Raw genomic sequence first — 18,471 nt, 5'->3', positions numbered from 1 at the left:
ACTTTTTCCCATCCCACACGAGGCACCCCCGCGATGCTGTACGCGCAAGTCCACCTGACCCTTCCCGCCTGGATCCACGACCAGATCGACCTGGATCGTCGATATCCGGGCGATGAGGCCAAGGTCGCGCTGGCGATCGAGCTGTCGCGGCTGAACGTCGAGCACGCCAGTGGCGGCCCGTTCGGTGCGGTGGTGTTCGGCCCGGACGACAAGGTCATCGCCGCTGGCGTGAACCGGGTGATGCCGCACGCGACCTCGCTGGCGCACGCCGAGAACATGGCCTACATGCTGGCCCAGCAGCGCCTGCAGACCCCGCGCCTGAACGCGGTGCTGTCGCCGGTCACCCTGGCCACCAGTTCGCAGCCGTGCTGCCAGTGCTATGGCGCTACCGTGTGGGCGGGCATCGACCGCTTGCTGATCGGTGCCAACTCGGCCGACGTCGAGGAACTGACCCCGTTCGATGAAGGCCCGCTGCCGGCCGACTGGGTCGGCGAGCTCAACAAGCGTGGCATCGAAGTGGTGCAGGGCCTGAACCGCGACGCCGCGCGCACCGTGCTGCGCGCCTATGGGGAAAGCGATGGCGCCCGTTACTGACACCGGCATCGGCCTGCTGTGCCTGTGCCGGCAGGGCTTCGAGCCCGAGCTGGCCGGCGAGCTGCAGTTCCGCGCCGGCGAAGCCGGTTTCGCAGGTTATGCGCGTACCCAGCGCAATGACGGCTACGTGCTTTTCATGTGCGACGAAGCCGCCGCGCTGGCGCCGCGCCTGCGCTGGCGCGAGCTGATCTTCGCGCGGCAGAAGCTGGTGGTGCTGGCCGAGCTGCCGCAGCTGGACCCGGCCGACCGCATTACCCCGATGCTCGACGTGCTGGCTGATGCGCCGCGCTTCGGCGACCTGTGGGTGGAACACCCGGACTCGGACGCCGGCAAGCCGCTGTCCGGGTTGGCCCGTGCCTTCGGCAATGCGCTGCGCCCGGCGCTGCGCAAGGCCGGCAAGCTCACTGACAAGCCGAACAACCGCCTGCCGCGCCTGCACGTGGTGTTCGTCGACGGCACCCACGCCTTCGTCTGCGTGGCCGACCCGGCCGACAGCGCGCCGTGGGCACTGGGCATCCCGCGCCTGAAGCTGCTGCCCGAAGCACCCTCGCGTTCGGCGCTGAAGCTGGACGAAGCACTGCTGACCCTGCTGACGCCGGAAGAACGCGAAGCACTGGCCCAGCCCGGCATGCGTGCGGCCGACCTGGGTGCCGCCCCCGGCGGCTGGACCTGGGTGCTGACCCGCCAGCACATGCACGTGTTGAGCATCGACAACGGCCCGCTGCGCCAGCACGTGCTGGACACCGGCCTGGTCGAGCACCTGCGCGCCGATGGCTTCCACTGGCATCCGGAACAGCCGCTGGACTGGATGGTCTGCGACATGGTCGAGCAGCCGCGCCGCGTAGCCGAACGCATGGCCACCTGGTTCCGCGAAGGCTGGTGCCGGCACGCGATCTTCAACCTGAAGCTGCCGATGAAGAAGCGCTGGGACGAAACCCGCCTGTGCCTGGACCTGTTCCAGGACCAGGCCGGCAAGCCGCTGGTGGTGCGTGCCAAGCAGCTCTATCACGACCGTGAGGAGATCACGGTACTGGCCTCGCCGCTGCGCTGAGGCCATCACGTCCGCCGGGCATACCCCGGCGCCGCAGAGGGAGGAGCATCCATGCGACATCGAACGATTCCGCTGCTGATCACCCTGCTGGCCGCCGCACCAGCGGTGGCCCAGCAATTGCCGCACACCCCGGCACAAAGCCAGCCGCTGGGCCCCACCGGCGGCGCGATCCGCCAGCAACCGCTGGATGCGGGCCGGGTCAGCGGCAGCGTCGAGATTCCGCAGCCGGCCGGCGAGGCGCAGGTGACCGTGCGTTCACTGGAACCGAGCAGCGTGGTTGGCCAGTACCGGATCCACTTCGCTGCGCTGGATGTGAACGGCGATGGTTTCATCAGCCGCGAGGAAGCGCAGGCGAATCCGGCGCTGGCCGATGAGTTCAATGCGTTGGACGTGAAGCGTCGCGGCAAGCTGGATCGTGCCGACCTGGCCGGCTGGCTGGTGGATTGAATCCACCCGCGATCTTCATCCACGCATGGCGTGGATCTACTGGAGCAACGGCGGTAGCAGCGCCCGCTTTCGGTAGGTGCCAACCTTGGTTGGCACAACATCGGAACTCCGTCGCCCCATCTGGGCCGACGTGACCTGGCAGACGTGCCAACCAAGGTTGGCACGTACCAGAGCGGGATCCCGTGGTTGCTACCGCGCCAGCGGTGCCCGCAGCATCGTGCGGTTCGCGCTCCGGCTACACCCCGGCGGCGCGCTTCCAGAATGCCTGCACCAGCGGCGGCCATTTGCCGACGCAGCCCAGCGCGCGACCGCGGGCCAGGGTCAGGTGCATTTCGTCGTTGGAGAACAGGCGGTTGATCGCATCGAAGCTGTAGGCGGCGATGTGGTTGTCGCTGCGCCGTTCGCGTGCCCAGCGCTGCAGGCGCTGCGGCGACAGCCGCGGCTGGCCACGGCGCTCGGCCGACGGCGCCAGCCACTGCTGCAGGGCGGCCACATCGCGCAGGCCCAGGTTCACGCCCTGCCCGGCCAGCGGATGCACCACGTGCGCGGCATCACCCAATGCCAGCACACGGCCGGCCACGTAGTGACGTGCCAGCTGGCGGCGCAGCGGGAAGGCTGCGCGCGGTGATGCCAGCCGCAGCTCACCCAGCCGCGCCGCGAAGGCGCGGGTCAGTTCGCGGTTGAAGCTGTCTTCGTCCAGCGCCAGCACGCGCGCGGCCTCGTCCTCGGGCAGGGTCCAGACGATCGAGCTGCGGCGCTCGGCCACCGGCAGCAGCGCCAGCGGCCCGCTCGGCAGGAAACGCTGCCAGGCGGTGGCCTGGTTGGGAAGATCGCTGTCCACGTAGGCCACCACGCCACGCTGGTGGTAGTCATGCTTTTCAACCTCGATCCCGGCCAGTTGGCGCAGGGTCGATTCGGCGCCGTCGGCGGCTACCGCCAACGCCGCTTCCAGGCGACGACCGTCATCCAGGCGCAGGCGCACGCCGTCGTCGTCCTGCTCCAGCGCTTCCACCCGCGCCGGGCAGTGCAGCTGCACGCCCGCCGCCGGCAACGCCGCCCACAGGCGATCCTGCAGCAGGCCGTTCTCGACGATGTAGCCCAGTTCACGACGGCCGAAGCGATCGGCATCGAACAGCAGATCTTCGCCACCGGCCCCATCCCACACCTGCATGCGCCGGTAGGGCCAGGCGCGGGCCTGCACGATCGCCGGCCACACGCCCAGGCGGTTCAACAGTTGTACGTTGTCAGCAGCGAAGGCGAACACGCGCAGGTCAGGCTGTGCGGCCTGCCACGGCGCGGGCTCACGACCTTCCACCAGCGCAACCGACAGGCCGGCATCGGCCAGCGCCAGCGCGCACGCGGCACCGACCACGCCACCACCGACGATGGCCACATCAAGGCGCATGCGCCGGCTCATGCGGCTTCTCCGCGGCACAGGCGCGGCACTTCGCCGCGGAAGCCCATCGCGCCACCGACCAGCATCGACTGCACCGATGCGCGTTGCGCGGCCACCAGGCCGAGGCTGCGCAGCGGCCGCATCAGCGGCGCCGGGTTGCTGGTCAGGCGCGCCAGGCCGCCGGAGAACGCCACCGTCTGCCGGCGATCTTCCTCGCGGCGCGCGACATAGGCCTGCAGCAGTGCATCACTGCCGGCATCTTCATGCGCATCCTCCAGCAGCTCGGCCAGGGTCAGCGCATCGCGCAGGCCCAGGTTGAAGCCCTGTGCACCCAGCGGATGAATGGTCTGCGCGGCGTTGCCCAGCAGCACCGTGCGCTCACCGGCCAGGGCGCGCGCCAGCACCTGGATGAGCGGGTAGGCGCTGCGCGGGCCGGACTCGAGCAGGCGGCCGGCACGCCAGCCGATCGCGTTCTGCAGGCGTTGCAGCCAAGCGGCATCGTCCAGCGCCATCACCGCATCGGCCTGGTCGCGCGCAACACCATGCACGGTGCCGAAGTGACGATCGCCGCGCGGCAGCAGGGCCGTCGGGCCGGTATCGGTGAAACGCTCCCACGCGGTGCCATCCGGCGCGCGCTGGCTGCGTACACGGGCCACGAACAGGGTCTGCTGGAAATCATGGCGGTCGACCTCGATGCCCAGTGCACCACGCACGCCACTGGTCGTACCGTCGGCACCCACCACCAGCCGTGCCAGCAATATGCGCTCGCCGGCCTCATCGGCGACCCGCACCTGGCGGTAGCCGTCGACCACTTCACCCAGGCCCAGGAACCGCATCGGCCGGTAACGGCGCAGCCGCGGCAGCTCCTGAAGCCGCGCTTCCAGCGCCTGGCCGAAGTCGCGGGCGACCACCACCTGGCCGAACCAAGGCCGGTCGTAATCGGCCGCTTCCAGCTGCACGCGGCCGAAATCGCCGGCACGGCTGACGTGGATGCGCCGGATCGGGCCCGGTGCCATCGCCAGCTTCTGCATCACCCCCAGCGCGGTCAGCGCATTGACGGTGGCAGCGGCGAAACTGAGATTGCGCTGGTCGAACACCGTCGGCAGCTCGCCGGCCGGGCTGGCCTCGAGCAGGCCCACGTCGCGGCCGAGGCGGTCCAGGGCAATGGCCAGGCTGGCGCCGACCAGGCCACCACCGACAATCAGCACGTCATGTCGTTCACTCATGCGTTCATGATACGCGCTCGCCCCGTCTGTACGCCGAACGGCCGGTCCTGCGCCAACCCGCGCGGCGGGCTAGAATGAAACCTGAATCCGCTCCGGGCCCGCCACCATGTCCGACACTGCCAACCGCGCCTTCGTCCTGTCCGTGCTCGTTCTGGTGCTGGCAGCGACCCGTGTCAATCACTTCGCGGCGATCCCCGATGCCTCATGGGCGGTGTTCTTCATCGGTGGCTTCTACCTGGCCCGCTGGACGCGCTGGGCGTTCCCGCTGCTGATGGTGTTCGCGGTGCTGGTGGACTGGATCGTGATCCGCAGCAGCGGCCTGGACTTCTGGCAGCACTACTGCGTGTCGCCGGGCTACTGGCTGCTGCTGCCGGCCTATTTCTCGCTGTGGGCCGGCGGCATGCTGCTGGGCCGCAACTACCAGAGCGCGCGCTGGCCGGTACTGGCCAAGGGCGCGCTGCTGCTGGTCGCCTCGGTGGCGGTCTGTCACCTGCTGGCGCAGGGCGGCTTCTACTGGAGCAGCAGCAACGTGGCCGAGCCGACCCTGGCCGGCTGGGCACAGAACTACGCGCAGTGGTTCGGCCCCTACCTGCGCACCACGGCGATCTACGTGGCGCTGGCCGCCGCCCTGCAGCTGGCCGTGGAGCAGGTGTTGAAGCTCCAGCAGGCCCGCCGCGACATCCACCACTGAGCCGCGACATGGGTCATCGCCTCTCGCGCATCTACACCCGCACCGGCGACGACGGCAGTACCGGCCTCGGTGACGGCCAGCGCGTGCCCAAGGATGACGCCCGGGTGGCGTCCTACGGCACCGTCGACGAGGCCAATGCCGCGCTCGGCCTGCTGCTGGCCGTGCCCCTGCCCGAGGATGTGCGCGCGCTGGTGGTGCATCTGCAGCACCAGTTGTTCGACTTGGGCGCCGAACTGTGCATCCCCGGCCACGCGGCGATCCAAGCCGCCGATGTCTCGGCCCTGGAACAGCAGCTGGACCATTACAACGCCGACCTGCCGATGCTGAAGGAATTCATCCTGCCGGCCGGCGGCGAAGCCGCCGCGCGCTGCCATCTGGCCCGCACCATCGTCCGCCGCGCCGAGCGCGAAACGGTCACCCTGGCCCGCCACGAGGCCGTGCGCAGCGAGGCGTTGCAGTACCTGAACCGGTTGTCGGACCTGTTGTTCGTGCTGGCCCGGGTGCTGGCCCGCGCCGACGGCCAGGGCGAAGCGCTGTGGCAACCACAGCAGCGCCAGCGCTGAGCCTGCACGATGCTGGTCTACACCCATCCGTCCTGCCTGCTGCACGACCCCGGTCCGGGCCATCCCGAGTGCCCGCAACGCCTGCAGCATGTGCTGGACGCGCTGCACACCGCGTTCCCCGGCCAGCTGGAGTGGCGCGAAGCGCCACCGGCCAAGTTCGGTGAACTGACCCGGGTCCACGACAGCGCCCTGCTCGACTTCGTGCTGCAACCGCAGACCGCACCGCTGCGCCAGCTGGACATGGACACCTGGACCTCACCCGGCTCGGCCAGCGCCGCCGTGCACGCCGCCGGTGCCGGCGTGGCCGCGGTCGATGCGGTGATGCTGGGCGACGACCCGCTGGCCTTCTGCGCGGTACGCCCGCCGGGCCACCACGCCACCAGCAGCACGGCGATGGGCTTCTGCCTGCTCAACAACATCGCCATCGCCGCCGCCTATGCCCGCGACCGCCACGGCCTGGAACGGATCGCGGTGGTCGACTTCGACGTCCACCACGGCAATGGCACCCAGGACATCTTCCAGCACGACGCCCGGGTCTCGTACTACAGCACCCACCAGGCCGGGCTGTTCCCCAATTCCGGCCTGCGCCGTGACCGCGGTGCCGGCAACCTGATGAACATCCTGCTGCCGCCGGGCAGCGGTGGCTTCCGCTTCCGCAACGTCTGGGCCGACGAGATGCTGCCGGCCATCGACGACTTCCGCCCGCAGCTGCTGCTGATCTCGGCCGGCTTCGACGCCCACCTGCGTGATCCGCAGGCGGACCTGATGCTGGAGACCGACGATTTCGCCTGGATCACCGGTGAACTGCACGCGCTGGCACGCCGTCACGCGGCCGGCCGGGTGGTCTCGATGCTGGAGGGTGGCTACGACCTGCAGGCCCTGGCCGAGTGCAGCGTGGCCCATGTCCAGGCCCTGCTCACGCCGTCCGTGGGCACCTCCGCCGGATGAACCCGAACCGGCAGGCTCTGGCGTCCTTCATTGCCCCTATGCAAGGGATGGGGCAAGCTACCGTCCGTTTTCGCCCGAATCCGAACCGCGTGCGCCGAGCCCTCCGCCTGCTTCCCCTGCCTCTGAGCATCGCCATCAGCCTGCCGGCGATGGCCGATGAAAAGCCGCTCAACTGGGGCCTGTGCCCGGCCACCGACGTCATTCCCGCGTTCACTGACGCCCCCACCCCGGTCCCGGCCCAGGACAAGGCTGCCGCCGCGGCCGCCCGCGAGCAGCAGCCGACCGACATCGAGGGTGACCAGCTGCTGGGCACCACCACCGTGCCGCAGTACGAGGGCAACGTGGCGCTGCGCCGGGGTGACCAGTTCGTCGGTACTGACAAGCTCAGCTTCGACACCGAGACCGGCAACTACATCGCCGACGGCAATGTCCGCTACCAGGACGGGTCGATCCGGATGGTCGCCAAGCGTGCCGAAGGCAACCAGGAAAGCGATACCCACAAGATCTCCGACATCAAGTACCAGCTGGTGTCGCGCCGGGGCAACGGCGATGCCGAGTCGGTCGACCTGCAGGGTGCGGTCGGCCAGATGCACCGCTCCACCTACACCACGTGCGACCCCTCGCAGCCGGTGTGGAAGCTGTCTGCGCCGCAGATCGAAGTGGACAACGACGAGGGCTTCGGCACCGCGCGCAACGCCGTGCTGCGCATCGGCAAGGTGCCGGTGCTGTGGGCGCCGTACTTCAAGTTCCCGATCGATGATCGCCGCAAGACCGGCCTGCTGTTCCCGCAGCTGGGCATGTCCGGGCGCAACGGCTTCGACTACGCCCAGCCGATCTACTTCAACCTGGCGCCGAACTACGACGACACGCTGACCCCGCGCTACATGAGCCGGCGCGGCCTGCTGCTCGACAACGAGTTCCGCTACCTCTACAACGGCGGCCGCGGCGAGGTGTTGACCTCGTTCATGCCCAACGACCGCCTGCGTGACCGTGACCGCGGCCGGGTGATGTTCACCGGCTACCACAACGTGGACAGCCACTGGCAGGCCCGCGCCAACCTGGCCTGGGTCAGCGACGAGCGCTATGTCGAGGATTTCGCCAACCGCCTGGTGGGGGTGACCGCCTCCAACCTGCAGAGCACGGTGGGCCTGTATGGCACCGGCACGAACTGGACGGCCGGCATCATGGCCGACCGCTGGCAGCTGACCGACTACACGCTCGACGAGCGCGCCCTGCCCTACAACCGCCAGCCACGCCTGTACTTCAACTGGGACAAGCCGGTCCGGCCCTGGCTGGAAGCCGGCATCTACGCCGAAGCGGTGCGCTTCACCCACGACGACATCAACTTCAAGAACGCCGTCGGCACCGGTAAGGATCTGCAGTACACCCGCAACGGAGTGCAGTGGACCGACGGCGTCGGTGTCAGCGGCGGTTCGCGATTGGACGTGAAGCCGTATGTGTCGTTCCCGATCAGCGGCGCGGCCTGGTATGTGACCCCGACCCTGGCCTACCGCTACACCGCCTATCAGCTGGACCGAGGCCTGGTGGATGGTGTGAGAGGCATCCAGGCCCAGATCCTGAGTTCGCAGGGCATCGACCCGAACACGGCCACGCCCGAGCAGCTGCGCGGCAATACCTCGCCCAGCCGCAGCCTGCCGATCGGCAGCATCGACGCCGGCCTGTTCTTCGATCGCGAAACCAGCATCCGCGGCAAGTCGTTCCTGCAGACCCTGGAACCGCGCCTGTTCTACCTGCGCACGCCGTACCGCAACCAGGACGAGCTGCCGATCTTCGACACCCGTGACTTCACCTTCAGCTGGGGCCAGCTGTTCCGCGACTCGCGCTACACCGGCGCCGACCGCCAGAACGACGCCAACCAGCTGACCCTGGCGGTGAGCACCCGGTTCATCGACCAGACCACCGGCAAGGAACGTTTCTCGGCCTCGATCGGCCAGATCCAGTACTTCGATGAGTCGCGGGTGACCGTCACCCCCGGCGGCGCCCCGGTGGAAAAGGGCAAGTCGGCCTGGATCGCCGATGGCAACTACATGATCAACGACCGCTGGACCCTGGGCGCCACCTACCAGTGGGACCCGAAGTACAAGCGCGAGGATCTGGCCAGCGTCCGTGCCCGCTACCTGATGCCCAACGACGGCGTGGTCAACCTGAGCTACCGCTACCGCTACCGCATCAATGCCGGTGCTCTGCCCGGTGCCAACAAGCATGACCGCACCCTGCTGGAGCAGGCCGACCTGTCGTTCCTGTACCCGCTGAATGCGCGTTGGAGCCTCGTCGGCCGCTATTACTACTCGCTGCAGGACAAGGAGCCGCTGGAAATCATCGGCGGTGTCCAGTGGGACAGCTGCTGCCTGGCCGTGCGTGTGGTCGGCCGCCGCTATGTCCGCAATCGCGAAGGCGAGATGAACAACTCCATCCAGGTGGAGTTCGTCCTGAAGGGCCTGAGCTCCATCGGCCAGGACACGGACCGCACTCTGCGCCGTGCTATCCTCGGCTACAACCGCGACGACCTCTATCTCGTGCCGCCCAGCAACACCGGGGCGACCCGCGATGACTACGATCCGAATCTGATCCCATGACCAAGCGCTTCCCCGTTCTACTCGCCTCGCTGCTGGCGGTGTCCAGCGTGTCCGCCCCCCTGCAGGTGCTTGCCCAGGAGGCGCAGCCGCTCGACCGCATCGCCGCCGTCGTCGATGAGGACGTGATCCTGCAGAGCGAGCTCCAGCGTGCGATCGCCAACATCAAGGCGCAGTACGCCGGGCGGGAGAACCAGCTGCCGCCGGAAGACGTGCTCAGCCGCCAGGTGCTCGAGCGCCTGGTGCTGGTCAAGCTGCAGGTGGCCCGCGCCCAGGGCAGCGGCATCCGTGTCAGCGATCAGGAGCTGAACCAGGCGATGAACTCCATCGCCCAGCAGAACGGTTCGAACCTGGACGCCCTGCGCCAGCGCCTGGCCCACGACGGCATCGATTTCAACGATTTCCGCGCATCGGTGCGTGATGAGATCACCGTGCAGCGCCTGCGCCAGAGCTTCGCGCAGAGCCGCATCAGCGTCAGCGAGGGTGAAGTCGATGCCGCGCTGAAGCAGCAGGCCACGGTAGGCAACCAGTACCACCTGGCGCACATCCTGGTCGCGTTGCCGGACGGCGCCAACGCCGACCAGATCGCCACCGGCCAGAAGAAGGCCGATGGCGTCAAGGCCCTGCTGGACAAGGGCGAGCTGGACTTCAACGCGGCGGCCGTGCGTTATTCCGACAGCCCCAATGCGCTGGAAGGCGGCGACCTGGGCTGGCGCAGCCTGGATGAAATCCCGCAGGCCTTCGCGCAGATGATGGAAAAGATGAAGCCCGGCGAAGTGGTCGGCCCGATCCGTGGCCCCAGCGGCTTCCAGCTGTTGAAGCTGGTGGAAGTGCGTGATGCCAGCGCCACCGCTGGCGCCAGCACCGTCACCGAGTACCACGGTCGCCACATCCTGGTGCGCGTGGACGATCATCAGACCGACGCGGCCGCCAAAGCCAAGATCGATACCCTGCGTGCCCGCATTGCCGGTGGCGCGGACTTCGAGACCGTGGCCAAGGAGTCCTCCGAGGACAACAACAGCAAGGGCCAGGGCGGCGATCTGGGCTGGTTCCCGGCCGATGCGTTCGGTCCGGCCTTTGGCCAGCAGGTGGCCGCCATCCAGGACGGCGGCGTCAGCCAGCCGTTCCGCACCGATGCCGGTTGGCACATCCTGCAGCGCGTGGCCACTCGCCAGACCGACGTGACCAACGACAACCAGCGTGCCCAGGTCCGCGAGACCATTGGCCGCCGCAAGCTGGAAGACGAGTACAACCGCTTCCTGCAGGAACTGCGCGGCGAAGCCTACGTCAGCTTCCGCAGTGGCGACCGTGCGGAAAACACCGCCACGCCGCCGCAGTCCTGATCGATGCGCCCCGAGCTCGCTCTGGTACCGGGCGAGCCCGCCGGGATCGGCCCGGAGCTGTGCGTCCGCCTCGTCCAGCAGCCGCGTGAAGATTGCCGGCTGCTGGCCTTCGCCGACCCGGACACCCTGCGCGCGGCCGCGGCCGCGCTGAACCTGCCGCTGCAACTGTTGCCCGAGGGTGCCGAAGCGCGCGTCCCCGGCGACCTGCGCCTGCGCGTGGTTGCCAATGCCACCCCGAGCCGTTTCGGCCAGGCCGATCCGGCCAATGCCGGCGCGGTCATCGGCGCCCTGCTCGGTGCCGGCCAGGCCTGCCTGTCAGGCGAACTGCACGGCGTGGTGACCGGCCCGGTGCACAAGGCAGTCATCAACGAAGGCGGCATCGCCTACAGCGGCACCACCGAACTGCTGGCCGACCAGGCTGGGGTGAAGGTGGTGATGATGCTGGCCAACCACATCGTGCGCGTGGCCCTGGCCACCACCCACCTGCCACTGCGCGAGGTGGCCGACGCGATCACCGCGCCCAGCCTGGAACACACCCTTCGCACCGTGCACGCCGCGCTGCGCCGCGAGTTCGGCCTGCCCGCGCCACGCATCGCCGTGCTCGGCCTGAACCCGCACGCCGGCGAAGACGGCCATCTGGGCCGCGAGGAACTGGACCTGGTCATCCCGCTGCTGCAGCGCCTGCGCGCGGAGGGCATGGACCTGATCGGGCCGCTGCCAGCCGATACCGCCTTCCTGCCGGCCAAGCTGGCCGGCTTCGACACCGTGCTGGCGATGTACCACGACCAGGGCCTGCCGGTGCTGAAGTACTCGGGCTTCGAGCAGGCGGTGAACCTGACCCTGGGCCTGCCCTACCCACGCGTTGCAGTGGACCACGGCACCGCGCTGGACCTTGCCGGCCGTGGTGTTGCCGATCCTTCCAGCCTGCAGGCGGCAACGACGTTGTGTGCGCAGCTTGCGCGGCAACGTACACTGAGCGCATGAATTCCCCGCATTCCCCCTCCGGCCCGGTGTTCACCGCCCCGGCCAAGAAGCAGCTTGGCCAGCATTTCCTGGCCGACCGCCACTACATCGACAAGATCGTGATGGCGGTCAACCCGAAAGACGGTGACCGCCTGGTCGAGATCGGTCCCGGCCAGGGCGCGATCACGCTGCCGCTGCTGCGCGTGCATCCGAAACTGACGGTGATCGAGTTCGACCGTGACCTGATCGCGCCGCTGACCGCCGCCGCCGAGCCGCTGGGCGAGCTGACCATCGTCCACCGCGACGTGCTGCGCGTGGACTTCACCGAGCTGGCCGCCGGCCAGCCGATCCGCCTGGTCGGCAACCTGCCCTACAACATCTCCTCGCCGATCCTGTTCCATGCACTGGAACATGCCGCGGTGATCCGCGACATGCATTTCATGCTGCAGAAGGAAGTGGTCGACCGCATGGCCGCCGGCCCCGGCAGCAAGGTGTACGGCCGGCTCAGCGTGATGCTGCAGGCCTACTGCCAGGTGACCTCGCTGTTCGTGGTGCCGCCGGGCGCGTTCCGGCCGCCGCCGAAGGTCGATTCGGCCGTGGTGCGGCTGGTGCCGCGTGATCCGGCCACGATCAACATCAACGACCACAAGCGTTTCGCCGAGGTGGTCAAGGCCGCCTTCGGGCAGCGCCGCAAGACCCTGCGCAACGCCCTGAACAACGTGGTGTCCGCCGAACAGTTCGTTGCCGCCGGCGTGCGTCCCGATGCCCGCGCCGAACAGCTGGACGTGGCCGAATTCATCGCTTTGGCCAATGCCTCCTGATTACACTGCCGGTATGGAAGACGCTGACGTTTACGCCATCTCCGTCGAAGTCGCACCGCGCTTCCTCGACGATCAATCCGCGCCGGAAGACGGACGCTATGCGTTCGCCTACACGATCCGCATCCACAACCAGGGGCGTGTTGCCGCGCGCCTGGTCGCACGCCACTGGCGCATCACCGATGCCAACGGCCGCGTCGAGCATGTCGATGGCGACGGGGTGATCGGCGAGCAGCCACGCCTGCGTCCCGGTGAAGACTTCCATTACACGTCCGGTGTCATGCTGGGGACCGATCACGGGACCATGCAGGGCCACTACGACATGGTCGCCGACGACGGCACCGAATTCGCCGCGCCGGTCGCACCTTTCGTGCTGGCCATCCCGCGTACCCTGCACTGACACGGAGGCCGGACGATGAGTGTGTGGGCGATCGGCGACCTGCAGGGCTGCTATGACGTCACCCAGCGGCTGCTGGAGAAGATCCGCTTCGACCCGGCGCAGGACACCCTGTGGTTCTGCGGCGACCTGGTCAACCGCGGTGGCCAGTCGCTGGAAACGCTGCGGCTGGTGCATTCGCTGCGCGAGCACAGCGTGGTGGTGCTGGGCAACCATGACCTTTCGCTGTTGGCCGTCGGTGCACGCACCGAAGAGGAACAGCGCAAGGTCAACCCGGACCTGCTGCGCATCGTGCAGGCCGAGGACCGCGACGAACTGCTGGAGTGGCTGCGCCTGCAGAAGCTGGTGCACGTGGACCGCGAGCTGGGCTGGATGATGGTGCACGCCGGCCTGGCGCCGAAGTGGACCACGCAGATGGGCGAAAAGCATGCCGCCGAGGTCGAGGCGCAACTGCACGGTGCCGGCTACCGCAAGCTGTTCCGCAACATGTACGGCGACAAGCCGAGCTGGGCACCGAACCTGTCCGGCTACGACCGTTCACGCGCGATCATCAATGTGCTCACCCGCATGCGCTACTGCACCCCGCGCGGGCGCATCGGCATCGAGGACAAGGGCACGCCGGGCACGCAGGAACAGGGACTGTACCCCTGGTTCGAAGTGCCGGGCCGGGTCGAGCGCGATCTGAAGATCGTCTGCGGCCACTGGTCGGCGCTGGGCCTGACCATCACCCAGGGCGTGCATGCCATCGACACCGGCGCAGTCTGGGGCGGCAAGCTGACCGCGATCCAGCTCGATACCGATGAACTGCGCGTGGTGCAGGTGCCGGGCCGCGATGTCCCCGCACCCGTGCCCAACGCACGCCCGCCAGCGCGACCGGCGCACGAGCGCCCGGCGGCATCGGCGCAGGGCAAGGAACAGGGCGGCGGCAACACCCCGGCCGCCAACCCGGGCAACCGCGGCCCACGCCGTCGTCGGCGCCGTGGCGGCGGCGCGGGTGGTGGCTCTGCGGGCCCCGGCAGCAACAGTCCCCCGCCGCAGGCATGACGCGGCGCGGTGGGGCACCATGGACGGTGCTGCTGCTGACGGTGGCCCTGGCCAGCGGCTGCCAGCCCCCTTCGGCCCCGGCCCCCGCCGACGGCGGAAACGCCGGCCTCACGCCATCGCAGCCGCAGGCGCCTTCGCCGCCGCTGGTGGCAGCGGCGCGCGCACAGGTCGGCGTCACCACCCGCTACGACCCTGCCTATCAGGTGCTGGCCTATCCCGGCGGCGACGTTCCGGTTGATCGCGGCGTGTGCACCGACGTGGTGGTGCGTGCCCTGCGCAGCCAGGGCCTGGACCTGCAGGCGCGCGTGCATGAAGACATGCGCGGCAATTTCAGTGCCTATCCCGCGATCTGGGGCCTGTCACGGCCGGACCGCAACATCGATCATCGCCGTGTGCCGAACCTGATGCGCTGGTTCGAACGGCAGGGCTGGCAGCAACCGATCACGGCCGCCGCCACCGACTATGCGGCCGGCGACATCGTCGCCTGGAAGCTCAACGGCAACGGCCTGCTGCACGTGGGCATCGTCTCCGACCGGCGGCTGGCCAATGGCACGCCGCTGGTGCTGCACAACATCGCGCGCGGCACGCGCGAAGAGAACCTGTTGTTCCAGCACGCCATCATCGGGCATTACCGGATGCCGCAGCGACAGCCCAGGTAGAGTCGACTGTCAGTCGACTATCGCGCGCAGCGTGGGTTTTTCGGGTGACCGCCGAGAGCAGTCGACCAACAGTCGACTCTACCCCGTCGACATCCCCGTCGGTGTTTTCGTTGGTATTTGCGCGATCAGCGGCGCACGTAGTGCGCGAAGCGGAACGCGTAGGCATGGCGTTCGTCGGCCGGGTGCGGCTCGCTGCTCACTTCCCGCCAGTCCTGCATGTCGACTTCGGGGAAATGGGTATCAGCGGGGATTTCGGCATCCACCCAGGTCAGGTACAGGTCACTGGCCTGGTCCAGCAGCTGGTGGAAGATCTCGCCGCCGCCGATGATGCACAGCTCGCTGGCGCCCTCGCCTTCGGCAATCGCCTTCGCCTCGTCCAGCGACGCCACCGCGCGCATGCCCTCGAACGGCACCTGGCCGCTGCGGGTCAGCACCAGGTTGGTCCGTCCCGGCAGCACGCGGCCGATCGATTCGGCCGTCTTGCGGCCCATCAGGATCGGCTTGCCCAGGGTGAGCGCCTTGAAGTGCTTGAAATCATCCGGCAGGTGCCAGGGCATGGCATTGCCCTGACCGATGCCACGGTTGCGATCCAGCGCCACGATCATCGACAGCTTCATCGCGCTCATACCGCCACCGGCGCCTTGATGGCCGGGTGCGGATCGTAGCCGTCGATGCGGATGTCGTCGAACTGGAAGCCGAACAGATCGGTCACCTCCGGGTTCAACCACAGCTTGGGCAGCGCGCGCGGTTCACGCGACAGCTGCTCGCGCGCCTGCTCGAAGTGGTTCGAATACAGGTGCGCGTCGCCCAGCGTATGCACGAAATCGCCCACGCCCAGGCCGGTGGCCTGCGCCACCATGTGGGTCAGCAGCGCGTAGCTGGCGATGTTGAACGGCACGCCGAGGAAGATGTCGCCGCTGCGCTGGTACAGCTGGCAGCTGAGCTTGCCGTCCACCACGTAGAACTGGAACAGGTTGTGGCACGGCATCAGCGCCATCTGCGAAAGCTCGCCCACGTTCCAGGCGCTGACCACCAGCCGCCGCGAATCGGGGTTGCGCTTGATCTCGTCGACCAGCCACTGCATCTGATCGATCTCACGGCCATCGGCGGTGGCCCAGCTGCGCCACTGCTTGCCGTACACCGGGCCGAGATCGCCGTTCTCGTCGGCCCACTCGTCCCAGATCCGCACCTGGTTGTCCTTCAGGTAGCCGATGTTGGTGTCGCCCTTCAGGAACCACAGCAGCTCGTGGATGATCGAGCGCAGGTGCAGCTTCTTGGTGGTGACCAGCGGGAAGCCGTCGGCCAGGTTGAAACGCATCTGCCAGCCGAACACGCTGCGGGTACCGGTGCCGGTGCGGTCGCTCTTCTCGGCGCCGTGCTCGAGCACATGCGAGAGCAGGTCCAGGTAAGCCTTCATGCCTTGCCCCCGGCAGTCACCGGCAGCTGCGGCTGCAGTACCGGCGCACGGCGCGACATCACCAGCAGCACCAGGCCGAAGGCAATCAGCGGCAGGCTGAGGATCTGGCCACGGGTCAGCCAGTCGAAGGCCACGTAGACGCCGTTGTCGGGCATGCGGACGAACTCCACCGCGAAGCGGAACAGTCCGTACATCAGCGCGAACAGACCGCCGACCAGGTAACGGTGGCGCGGCTTGGCCGACACGGCCCACAGCACCACGAACATCACCAGGCCTTCCAGGAAGGCTTCATACAGCTGCGACGGATGGCGCGCGAACTGGTTCAGCGCGCCGGTGGCGAACTGCGCCTGCAGGGTCGCGTGGTCCAGCTGGTTCAGCGGCGCCGGCAGGCCGGACGGGAACACCACGCCCCACGTGCCGTCGGTGTACTTGCCCCACAGCTCGGCACCGATGAAGTTGCCGATGCGGCCGAAGCCCAGGCCCAGCGGCACCAGCGGCGCCATGAAATCCATGGTGTCGAAGAAATGCAGCTTGTGCTTGCGCGACCACCACCAGCAGGCGCCCAGCACGCCCAGCAGGCCGCCGTGGAAACTCATGCCGCCATCCCACACCTTGAACAGCAGCAGCGGGTTGTGCAGGAAATCGCCCAGCGCGTAGAACAGCATGTAGCCGATGCGCCCGCCCAGCACCACGCCGAGCATGGCGTAGAACAGCAGGTCGGAGAAACCATTGGCGTCGACGCCCGGCAGGCGGCCGGCGGCGATGCGCTTGCGTCCCAGCAGCCAGGCGGCGGTGAAGCCCAACAGGTACATGATGCCGTACCAATGCACCTTGATCGGCCCCAGCGAGAGGGCGATGGGGTCGATGTCGTGGAAATAGATCATGGAAGGTGCCTTGCGGTTGAACGCCTATTCTCGGGCCAGTGCCGCCCCGGCTCAACCAAGGAGCTGGGGCGAGTTCGGCAACGCGTCATCGTTCGACCGGGTCGAGGCCGGAAAGTGCCCTTCGATCAGGCTGGAGACCTCGTCGATGGCATCCTGCAGCGCTTCCACCGGATTGGAGCCACGCAGGCCCTCGCGCAGGTGGGTGCAGACCCGCTGCCATTGTGCCGGGCTGACCCGGCCCTGCAGGCCACGGTCGGCGACGATCTCGATGGCGTGGTCGGCCAGCAGCAGGTAGATCAGCACACCGTTGTTGTGGGTGGTATCCCAGGTGCGCAGGCGCGCGAAGGCATGTTCGGCGGCCTGGCGCGGGGTGACCTTGTGCCACAGCGCGGCCAGCGGCAGGTCCGCTTCCACCGCGAACATCACCTGGCCACCGTGGCGCTGCTCACCGGCTGCGATGGCCTCGGTGATCGCCTGCAGCGTGGCCGGCGGGAACGCGCGCCGTACCGACGGCGAAAATACATGACGACACAGTCGTTGGATCATCACCAGCCCCCCGAAGCACCACCACCGCCGGAGCGGCCACCGCCGCCGCCCCAACCGCCGCCGCCGCCGAATCCACCGCCCCCGCCGAAGCCGCCTCCGCCGCCCCAGCTGCCACCGCCCCAGCCACCGCCACCGGCAAAGCGGCCCGGGTGACCGGAGAGCATGGCAACAATCAGGCCCACGACGCCAGCCAGGCCACTGGCGAGTAGTGTGGAGGTGAACAGGAATGCCGCCAGCGCCGCACCGGCACCGCCGAGCAGGCCACGCAGCGGACGCGGCACGCGCGAGAAGATCCCGCGCAGGATGCTGCCGGCGAACACACCGATGAACAGCGTCAGGAACCAAGTATCGCCACCGCCGCTGGGCTCACGCCCGCGATGGCCGCTGACCGGCGCCGGCAGCGCTTCACCGTCGATCAGCTTGACCAGCACCGCCGTGGCGTCGGTGATGCCACCGGCGTAGTCGCCGCTGCGGAAGCGCGGCACCAGGTACTCCTGGATGACCCGGTTGGCGATGGCATCGGGAATCGCTCCCTCCAGACCATAACCGGGTTCAATGCGCACGCGCCGGTCGTCCTTGGCCACCACCAGCAGCACCCCGTCGTCCACGCCCTTGCGGCCGATCTGCCACTGGTCGAAGACCCGCGTGGTGTACTGCGCGATGTCTTCCGGCTGGGTGGTGGGCACCACCAGCACCTGCAGCTGGCTGCCCTTGCGCTGCTGCAGCTCAATCGCCTGCTGCACCAGCGCCTGCTTCTGCGTGGCGTCCAGCGTGCCGGTGGTATCGACCACCGGCGAATCCAGCGCCGGAATCGGAGCGAGCTGCTGTGCATGCGAAGCCAGCGGCAGCCACAGCAGCAGGGCCAGGAGCGCAGTGGCCAGGCGCATGGG

The 18,471-nt window shown here is 68.5% G+C and carries 20 protein-coding genes; 13 read left to right on the top strand and 7 right to left on the bottom strand.

The window, feature by feature from the left end; genetic code table 11:
- The first annotated feature begins 33 nt into the window (after positions 1–33).
- From AC5P99_RS13485 to AC5P99_RS13475, 3 genes are read left to right on the top strand one after another with little or no spacing between them, the layout of a single operon-like run.
- On the top strand, positions 34–594 hold the full coding sequence (locus AC5P99_RS13485) for a nucleoside deaminase (protein ID WP_164222601.1): 561 nt from the start codon (positions 34–36) through the stop codon (positions 592–594).
- On the top strand, positions 578–1,645 hold the full coding sequence (rlmM, locus tag AC5P99_RS13480) for a 23S rRNA (cytidine(2498)-2'-O)-methyltransferase RlmM (protein ID WP_088436776.1): 1,068 nt from the start codon (positions 578–580) through the stop codon (positions 1,643–1,645). The genes AC5P99_RS13485 and rlmM overlap by 17 nt, the downstream gene beginning before the upstream one ends.
- Before the next feature lie 51 nt (positions 1,646–1,696).
- On the top strand, positions 1,697–2,092 hold the full coding sequence (locus tag AC5P99_RS13475; RefSeq protein ID WP_005408148.1) for an EF-hand domain-containing protein: 396 nt from the start codon (positions 1,697–1,699) through the stop codon (positions 2,090–2,092).
- Positions 2,093–2,327: 235 nt separating this feature from the next.
- Here AC5P99_RS13475 and AC5P99_RS13470 read toward each other — a convergent pair whose 3' ends face one another.
- On the bottom strand, positions 2,328–3,509 hold the full coding sequence (locus AC5P99_RS13470) for a UbiH/UbiF family hydroxylase (protein WP_495213235.1): 1,182 nt from the start codon (positions 3,507–3,509) through the stop codon (positions 2,328–2,330).
- Entirely contained in the window at positions 3,506–4,714 is a 1,209-nt protein-coding gene (gene ubiH, locus AC5P99_RS13465; protein ID WP_495213234.1) for a 2-octaprenyl-6-methoxyphenyl hydroxylase, read from the bottom strand. The genes AC5P99_RS13470 and ubiH overlap by 4 nt, the downstream gene beginning before the upstream one ends.
- 106 nt (positions 4,715–4,820) lie before the next feature.
- Between ubiH and AC5P99_RS13460 the strand changes: the two genes are divergently transcribed.
- From AC5P99_RS13460 to AC5P99_RS13415, 10 genes are all read left to right on the top strand, one after another.
- Complete coding sequence (locus AC5P99_RS13460) at positions 4,821–5,405, top strand: hypothetical protein (protein ID WP_495213233.1); 585 nt, start codon at positions 4,821–4,823, stop codon at positions 5,403–5,405.
- Between the two features lie 8 nt (positions 5,406–5,413).
- Positions 5,414–5,968 carry a cob(I)yrinic acid a,c-diamide adenosyltransferase gene (locus tag AC5P99_RS13455; RefSeq protein WP_088436773.1) on the top strand — a complete coding sequence of 185 codons (555 nt, stop codon included), beginning with the start codon at positions 5,414–5,416 and terminating at the stop codon, positions 5,966–5,968.
- A gap of 9 nt (positions 5,969–5,977) precedes the next feature.
- Positions 5,978–6,916, top strand: coding sequence for a histone deacetylase family protein (locus AC5P99_RS13450; protein ID WP_005412302.1), 939 nt, complete (start codon positions 5,978–5,980; stop codon positions 6,914–6,916).
- An 89-nt stretch (positions 6,917–7,005) separates the two neighbouring features.
- Complete coding sequence (gene lptD, locus AC5P99_RS13445; protein ID WP_495213232.1) at positions 7,006–9,513, top strand: LPS-assembly protein LptD; 2,508 nt, start codon at positions 7,006–7,008, stop codon at positions 9,511–9,513.
- The gene (locus AC5P99_RS13440; RefSeq protein WP_005408141.1) at positions 9,510–10,853 is read left to right on the top strand and encodes a peptidylprolyl isomerase; all 1,344 of its coding nucleotides are present in this window, start codon (positions 9,510–9,512) and stop codon (positions 10,851–10,853) included. The genes lptD and AC5P99_RS13440 overlap by 4 nt, the downstream gene beginning before the upstream one ends.
- 3 nt (positions 10,854–10,856) lie before the next feature.
- Complete coding sequence (gene pdxA / locus AC5P99_RS13435; RefSeq protein WP_005408140.1) at positions 10,857–11,837, top strand: 4-hydroxythreonine-4-phosphate dehydrogenase PdxA; 981 nt, start codon at positions 10,857–10,859, stop codon at positions 11,835–11,837.
- Positions 11,834–12,637, top strand: a complete 804-nt coding sequence (gene rsmA / locus AC5P99_RS13430; RefSeq protein ID WP_005408139.1) for a 16S rRNA (adenine(1518)-N(6)/adenine(1519)-N(6))-dimethyltransferase RsmA — start codon at positions 11,834–11,836, stop codon at positions 12,635–12,637. Before pdxA ends, rsmA begins: the two co-directional genes overlap by 4 nt.
- Before the next feature lie 13 nt (positions 12,638–12,650).
- Positions 12,651–13,034: a Co2+/Mg2+ efflux facilitator ApaG/CorD gene (gene apaG, locus AC5P99_RS13425; protein ID WP_005412297.1), complete on the top strand. Its 384-nt coding sequence runs from the start codon at positions 12,651–12,653 to the stop codon at positions 13,032–13,034.
- A gap of 15 nt (positions 13,035–13,049) precedes the next feature.
- Complete coding sequence (locus AC5P99_RS13420) at positions 13,050–14,075, top strand: symmetrical bis(5'-nucleosyl)-tetraphosphatase (RefSeq protein ID WP_495213231.1); 1,026 nt, start codon at positions 13,050–13,052, stop codon at positions 14,073–14,075.
- Entirely contained in the window at positions 14,072–14,734 is a 663-nt protein-coding gene (locus tag AC5P99_RS13415; RefSeq protein WP_033834748.1) for a DUF1287 domain-containing protein, read from the top strand. Before AC5P99_RS13420 ends, AC5P99_RS13415 begins: the two co-directional genes overlap by 4 nt.
- A gap of 125 nt (positions 14,735–14,859) precedes the next feature.
- On the opposite strand, the gene AC5P99_RS13410 is transcribed toward AC5P99_RS13415, so the two are convergent.
- Genes AC5P99_RS13410 through AC5P99_RS13390 form a run of 5 tightly spaced genes read right to left on the bottom strand, consistent with a single transcriptional unit; the run spans position 14,860 to position 18,468 of the window.
- On the bottom strand, positions 14,860–15,351 hold the full coding sequence (locus AC5P99_RS13410; RefSeq protein ID WP_024958640.1) for a dihydrofolate reductase: 492 nt from the start codon (positions 15,349–15,351) through the stop codon (positions 14,860–14,862).
- 5 nt (positions 15,352–15,356) lie between these two features.
- Positions 15,357–16,151, bottom strand: a complete 795-nt coding sequence (locus AC5P99_RS13405) for a thymidylate synthase (protein ID WP_012479193.1) — start codon at positions 16,149–16,151, stop codon at positions 15,357–15,359.
- Entirely contained in the window at positions 16,148–17,035 is an 888-nt protein-coding gene (lgt, locus tag AC5P99_RS13400; RefSeq protein WP_012479192.1) for a prolipoprotein diacylglyceryl transferase, read from the bottom strand. The genes AC5P99_RS13405 and lgt overlap by 4 nt, the downstream gene beginning before the upstream one ends.
- 51 nt (positions 17,036–17,086) lie before the next feature.
- Positions 17,087–17,581, bottom strand: a complete 495-nt coding sequence (locus tag AC5P99_RS13395; protein ID WP_033834745.1) for a TPM domain-containing protein — start codon at positions 17,579–17,581, stop codon at positions 17,087–17,089.
- Positions 17,581–18,468: a TPM domain-containing protein gene (locus AC5P99_RS13390; protein ID WP_149500727.1), complete on the bottom strand. Its 888-nt coding sequence runs from the start codon at positions 18,466–18,468 to the stop codon at positions 17,581–17,583. The genes AC5P99_RS13395 and AC5P99_RS13390 overlap by 1 nt, the downstream gene beginning before the upstream one ends.
- Between the last annotated feature and the right edge of the window lie 3 nt (positions 18,469–18,471).

The sequence above is a fragment of the Stenotrophomonas sp. YJH_SMC_80 genome, assembly GCF_059372495.1.
Note: the sequence above shows the minus strand (reverse complement) of the source record. Positions and strands in the feature narration are given on the sequence as shown.

What these genes read in the sequence shown, in the direction of transcription:
- AC5P99_RS13485 (WP_164222601.1), top strand. Translation starts at nt 34, where the DNA reads ATGCTGTACGCGCAAGTCCACCTGACCCTTCCCGCCTGGATCCACGAC.
- rlmM (WP_088436776.1), top strand. Translation starts at nt 578, where the DNA reads ATGGCGCCCGTTACTGACACCGGCATCGGCCTGCTGTGCCTGTGCCGG.
- AC5P99_RS13475 (WP_005408148.1), top strand. Translation starts at nt 1,697, where the DNA reads ATGCGACATCGAACGATTCCGCTGCTGATCACCCTGCTGGCCGCCGCA.
- AC5P99_RS13470 (WP_495213235.1), bottom strand. Translation starts at nt 3,509, where the DNA reads ATGAGCCGGCGCATGCGCCTTGATGTGGCCATCGTCGGTGGTGGCGTG.
- ubiH (WP_495213234.1), bottom strand. Translation starts at nt 4,714, where the DNA reads ATGAGTGAACGACATGACGTGCTGATTGTCGGTGGTGGCCTGGTCGGC.
- AC5P99_RS13460 (WP_495213233.1), top strand. Translation starts at nt 4,821, where the DNA reads ATGTCCGACACTGCCAACCGCGCCTTCGTCCTGTCCGTGCTCGTTCTG.
- AC5P99_RS13455 (WP_088436773.1), top strand. Translation starts at nt 5,414, where the DNA reads ATGGGTCATCGCCTCTCGCGCATCTACACCCGCACCGGCGACGACGGC.
- AC5P99_RS13450 (WP_005412302.1), top strand. Translation starts at nt 5,978, where the DNA reads ATGCTGGTCTACACCCATCCGTCCTGCCTGCTGCACGACCCCGGTCCG.
- AC5P99_RS13440 (WP_005408141.1), top strand. Translation starts at nt 9,510, where the DNA reads ATGACCAAGCGCTTCCCCGTTCTACTCGCCTCGCTGCTGGCGGTGTCC.
- pdxA (WP_005408140.1), top strand. Translation starts at nt 10,857, where the DNA reads ATGCGCCCCGAGCTCGCTCTGGTACCGGGCGAGCCCGCCGGGATCGGC.
- rsmA (WP_005408139.1), top strand. Translation starts at nt 11,834, where the DNA reads ATGAATTCCCCGCATTCCCCCTCCGGCCCGGTGTTCACCGCCCCGGCC.
- apaG (WP_005412297.1), top strand. Translation starts at nt 12,651, where the DNA reads ATGGAAGACGCTGACGTTTACGCCATCTCCGTCGAAGTCGCACCGCGC.
- AC5P99_RS13420 (WP_495213231.1), top strand. Translation starts at nt 13,050, where the DNA reads ATGAGTGTGTGGGCGATCGGCGACCTGCAGGGCTGCTATGACGTCACC.
- AC5P99_RS13415 (WP_033834748.1), top strand. Translation starts at nt 14,072, where the DNA reads ATGACGCGGCGCGGTGGGGCACCATGGACGGTGCTGCTGCTGACGGTG.
- AC5P99_RS13410 (WP_024958640.1), bottom strand. Translation starts at nt 15,351, where the DNA reads ATGAAGCTGTCGATGATCGTGGCGCTGGATCGCAACCGTGGCATCGGT.
- AC5P99_RS13405 (WP_012479193.1), bottom strand. Translation starts at nt 16,151, where the DNA reads ATGAAGGCTTACCTGGACCTGCTCTCGCATGTGCTCGAGCACGGCGCC.
- lgt (WP_012479192.1), bottom strand. Translation starts at nt 17,035, where the DNA reads ATGATCTATTTCCACGACATCGACCCCATCGCCCTCTCGCTGGGGCCG.
- AC5P99_RS13395 (WP_033834745.1), bottom strand. Translation starts at nt 17,581, where the DNA reads ATGATCCAACGACTGTGTCGTCATGTATTTTCGCCGTCGGTACGGCGC.
- AC5P99_RS13390 (WP_149500727.1), bottom strand. Translation starts at nt 18,468, where the DNA reads ATGCGCCTGGCCACTGCGCTCCTGGCCCTGCTGCTGTGGCTGCCGCTG.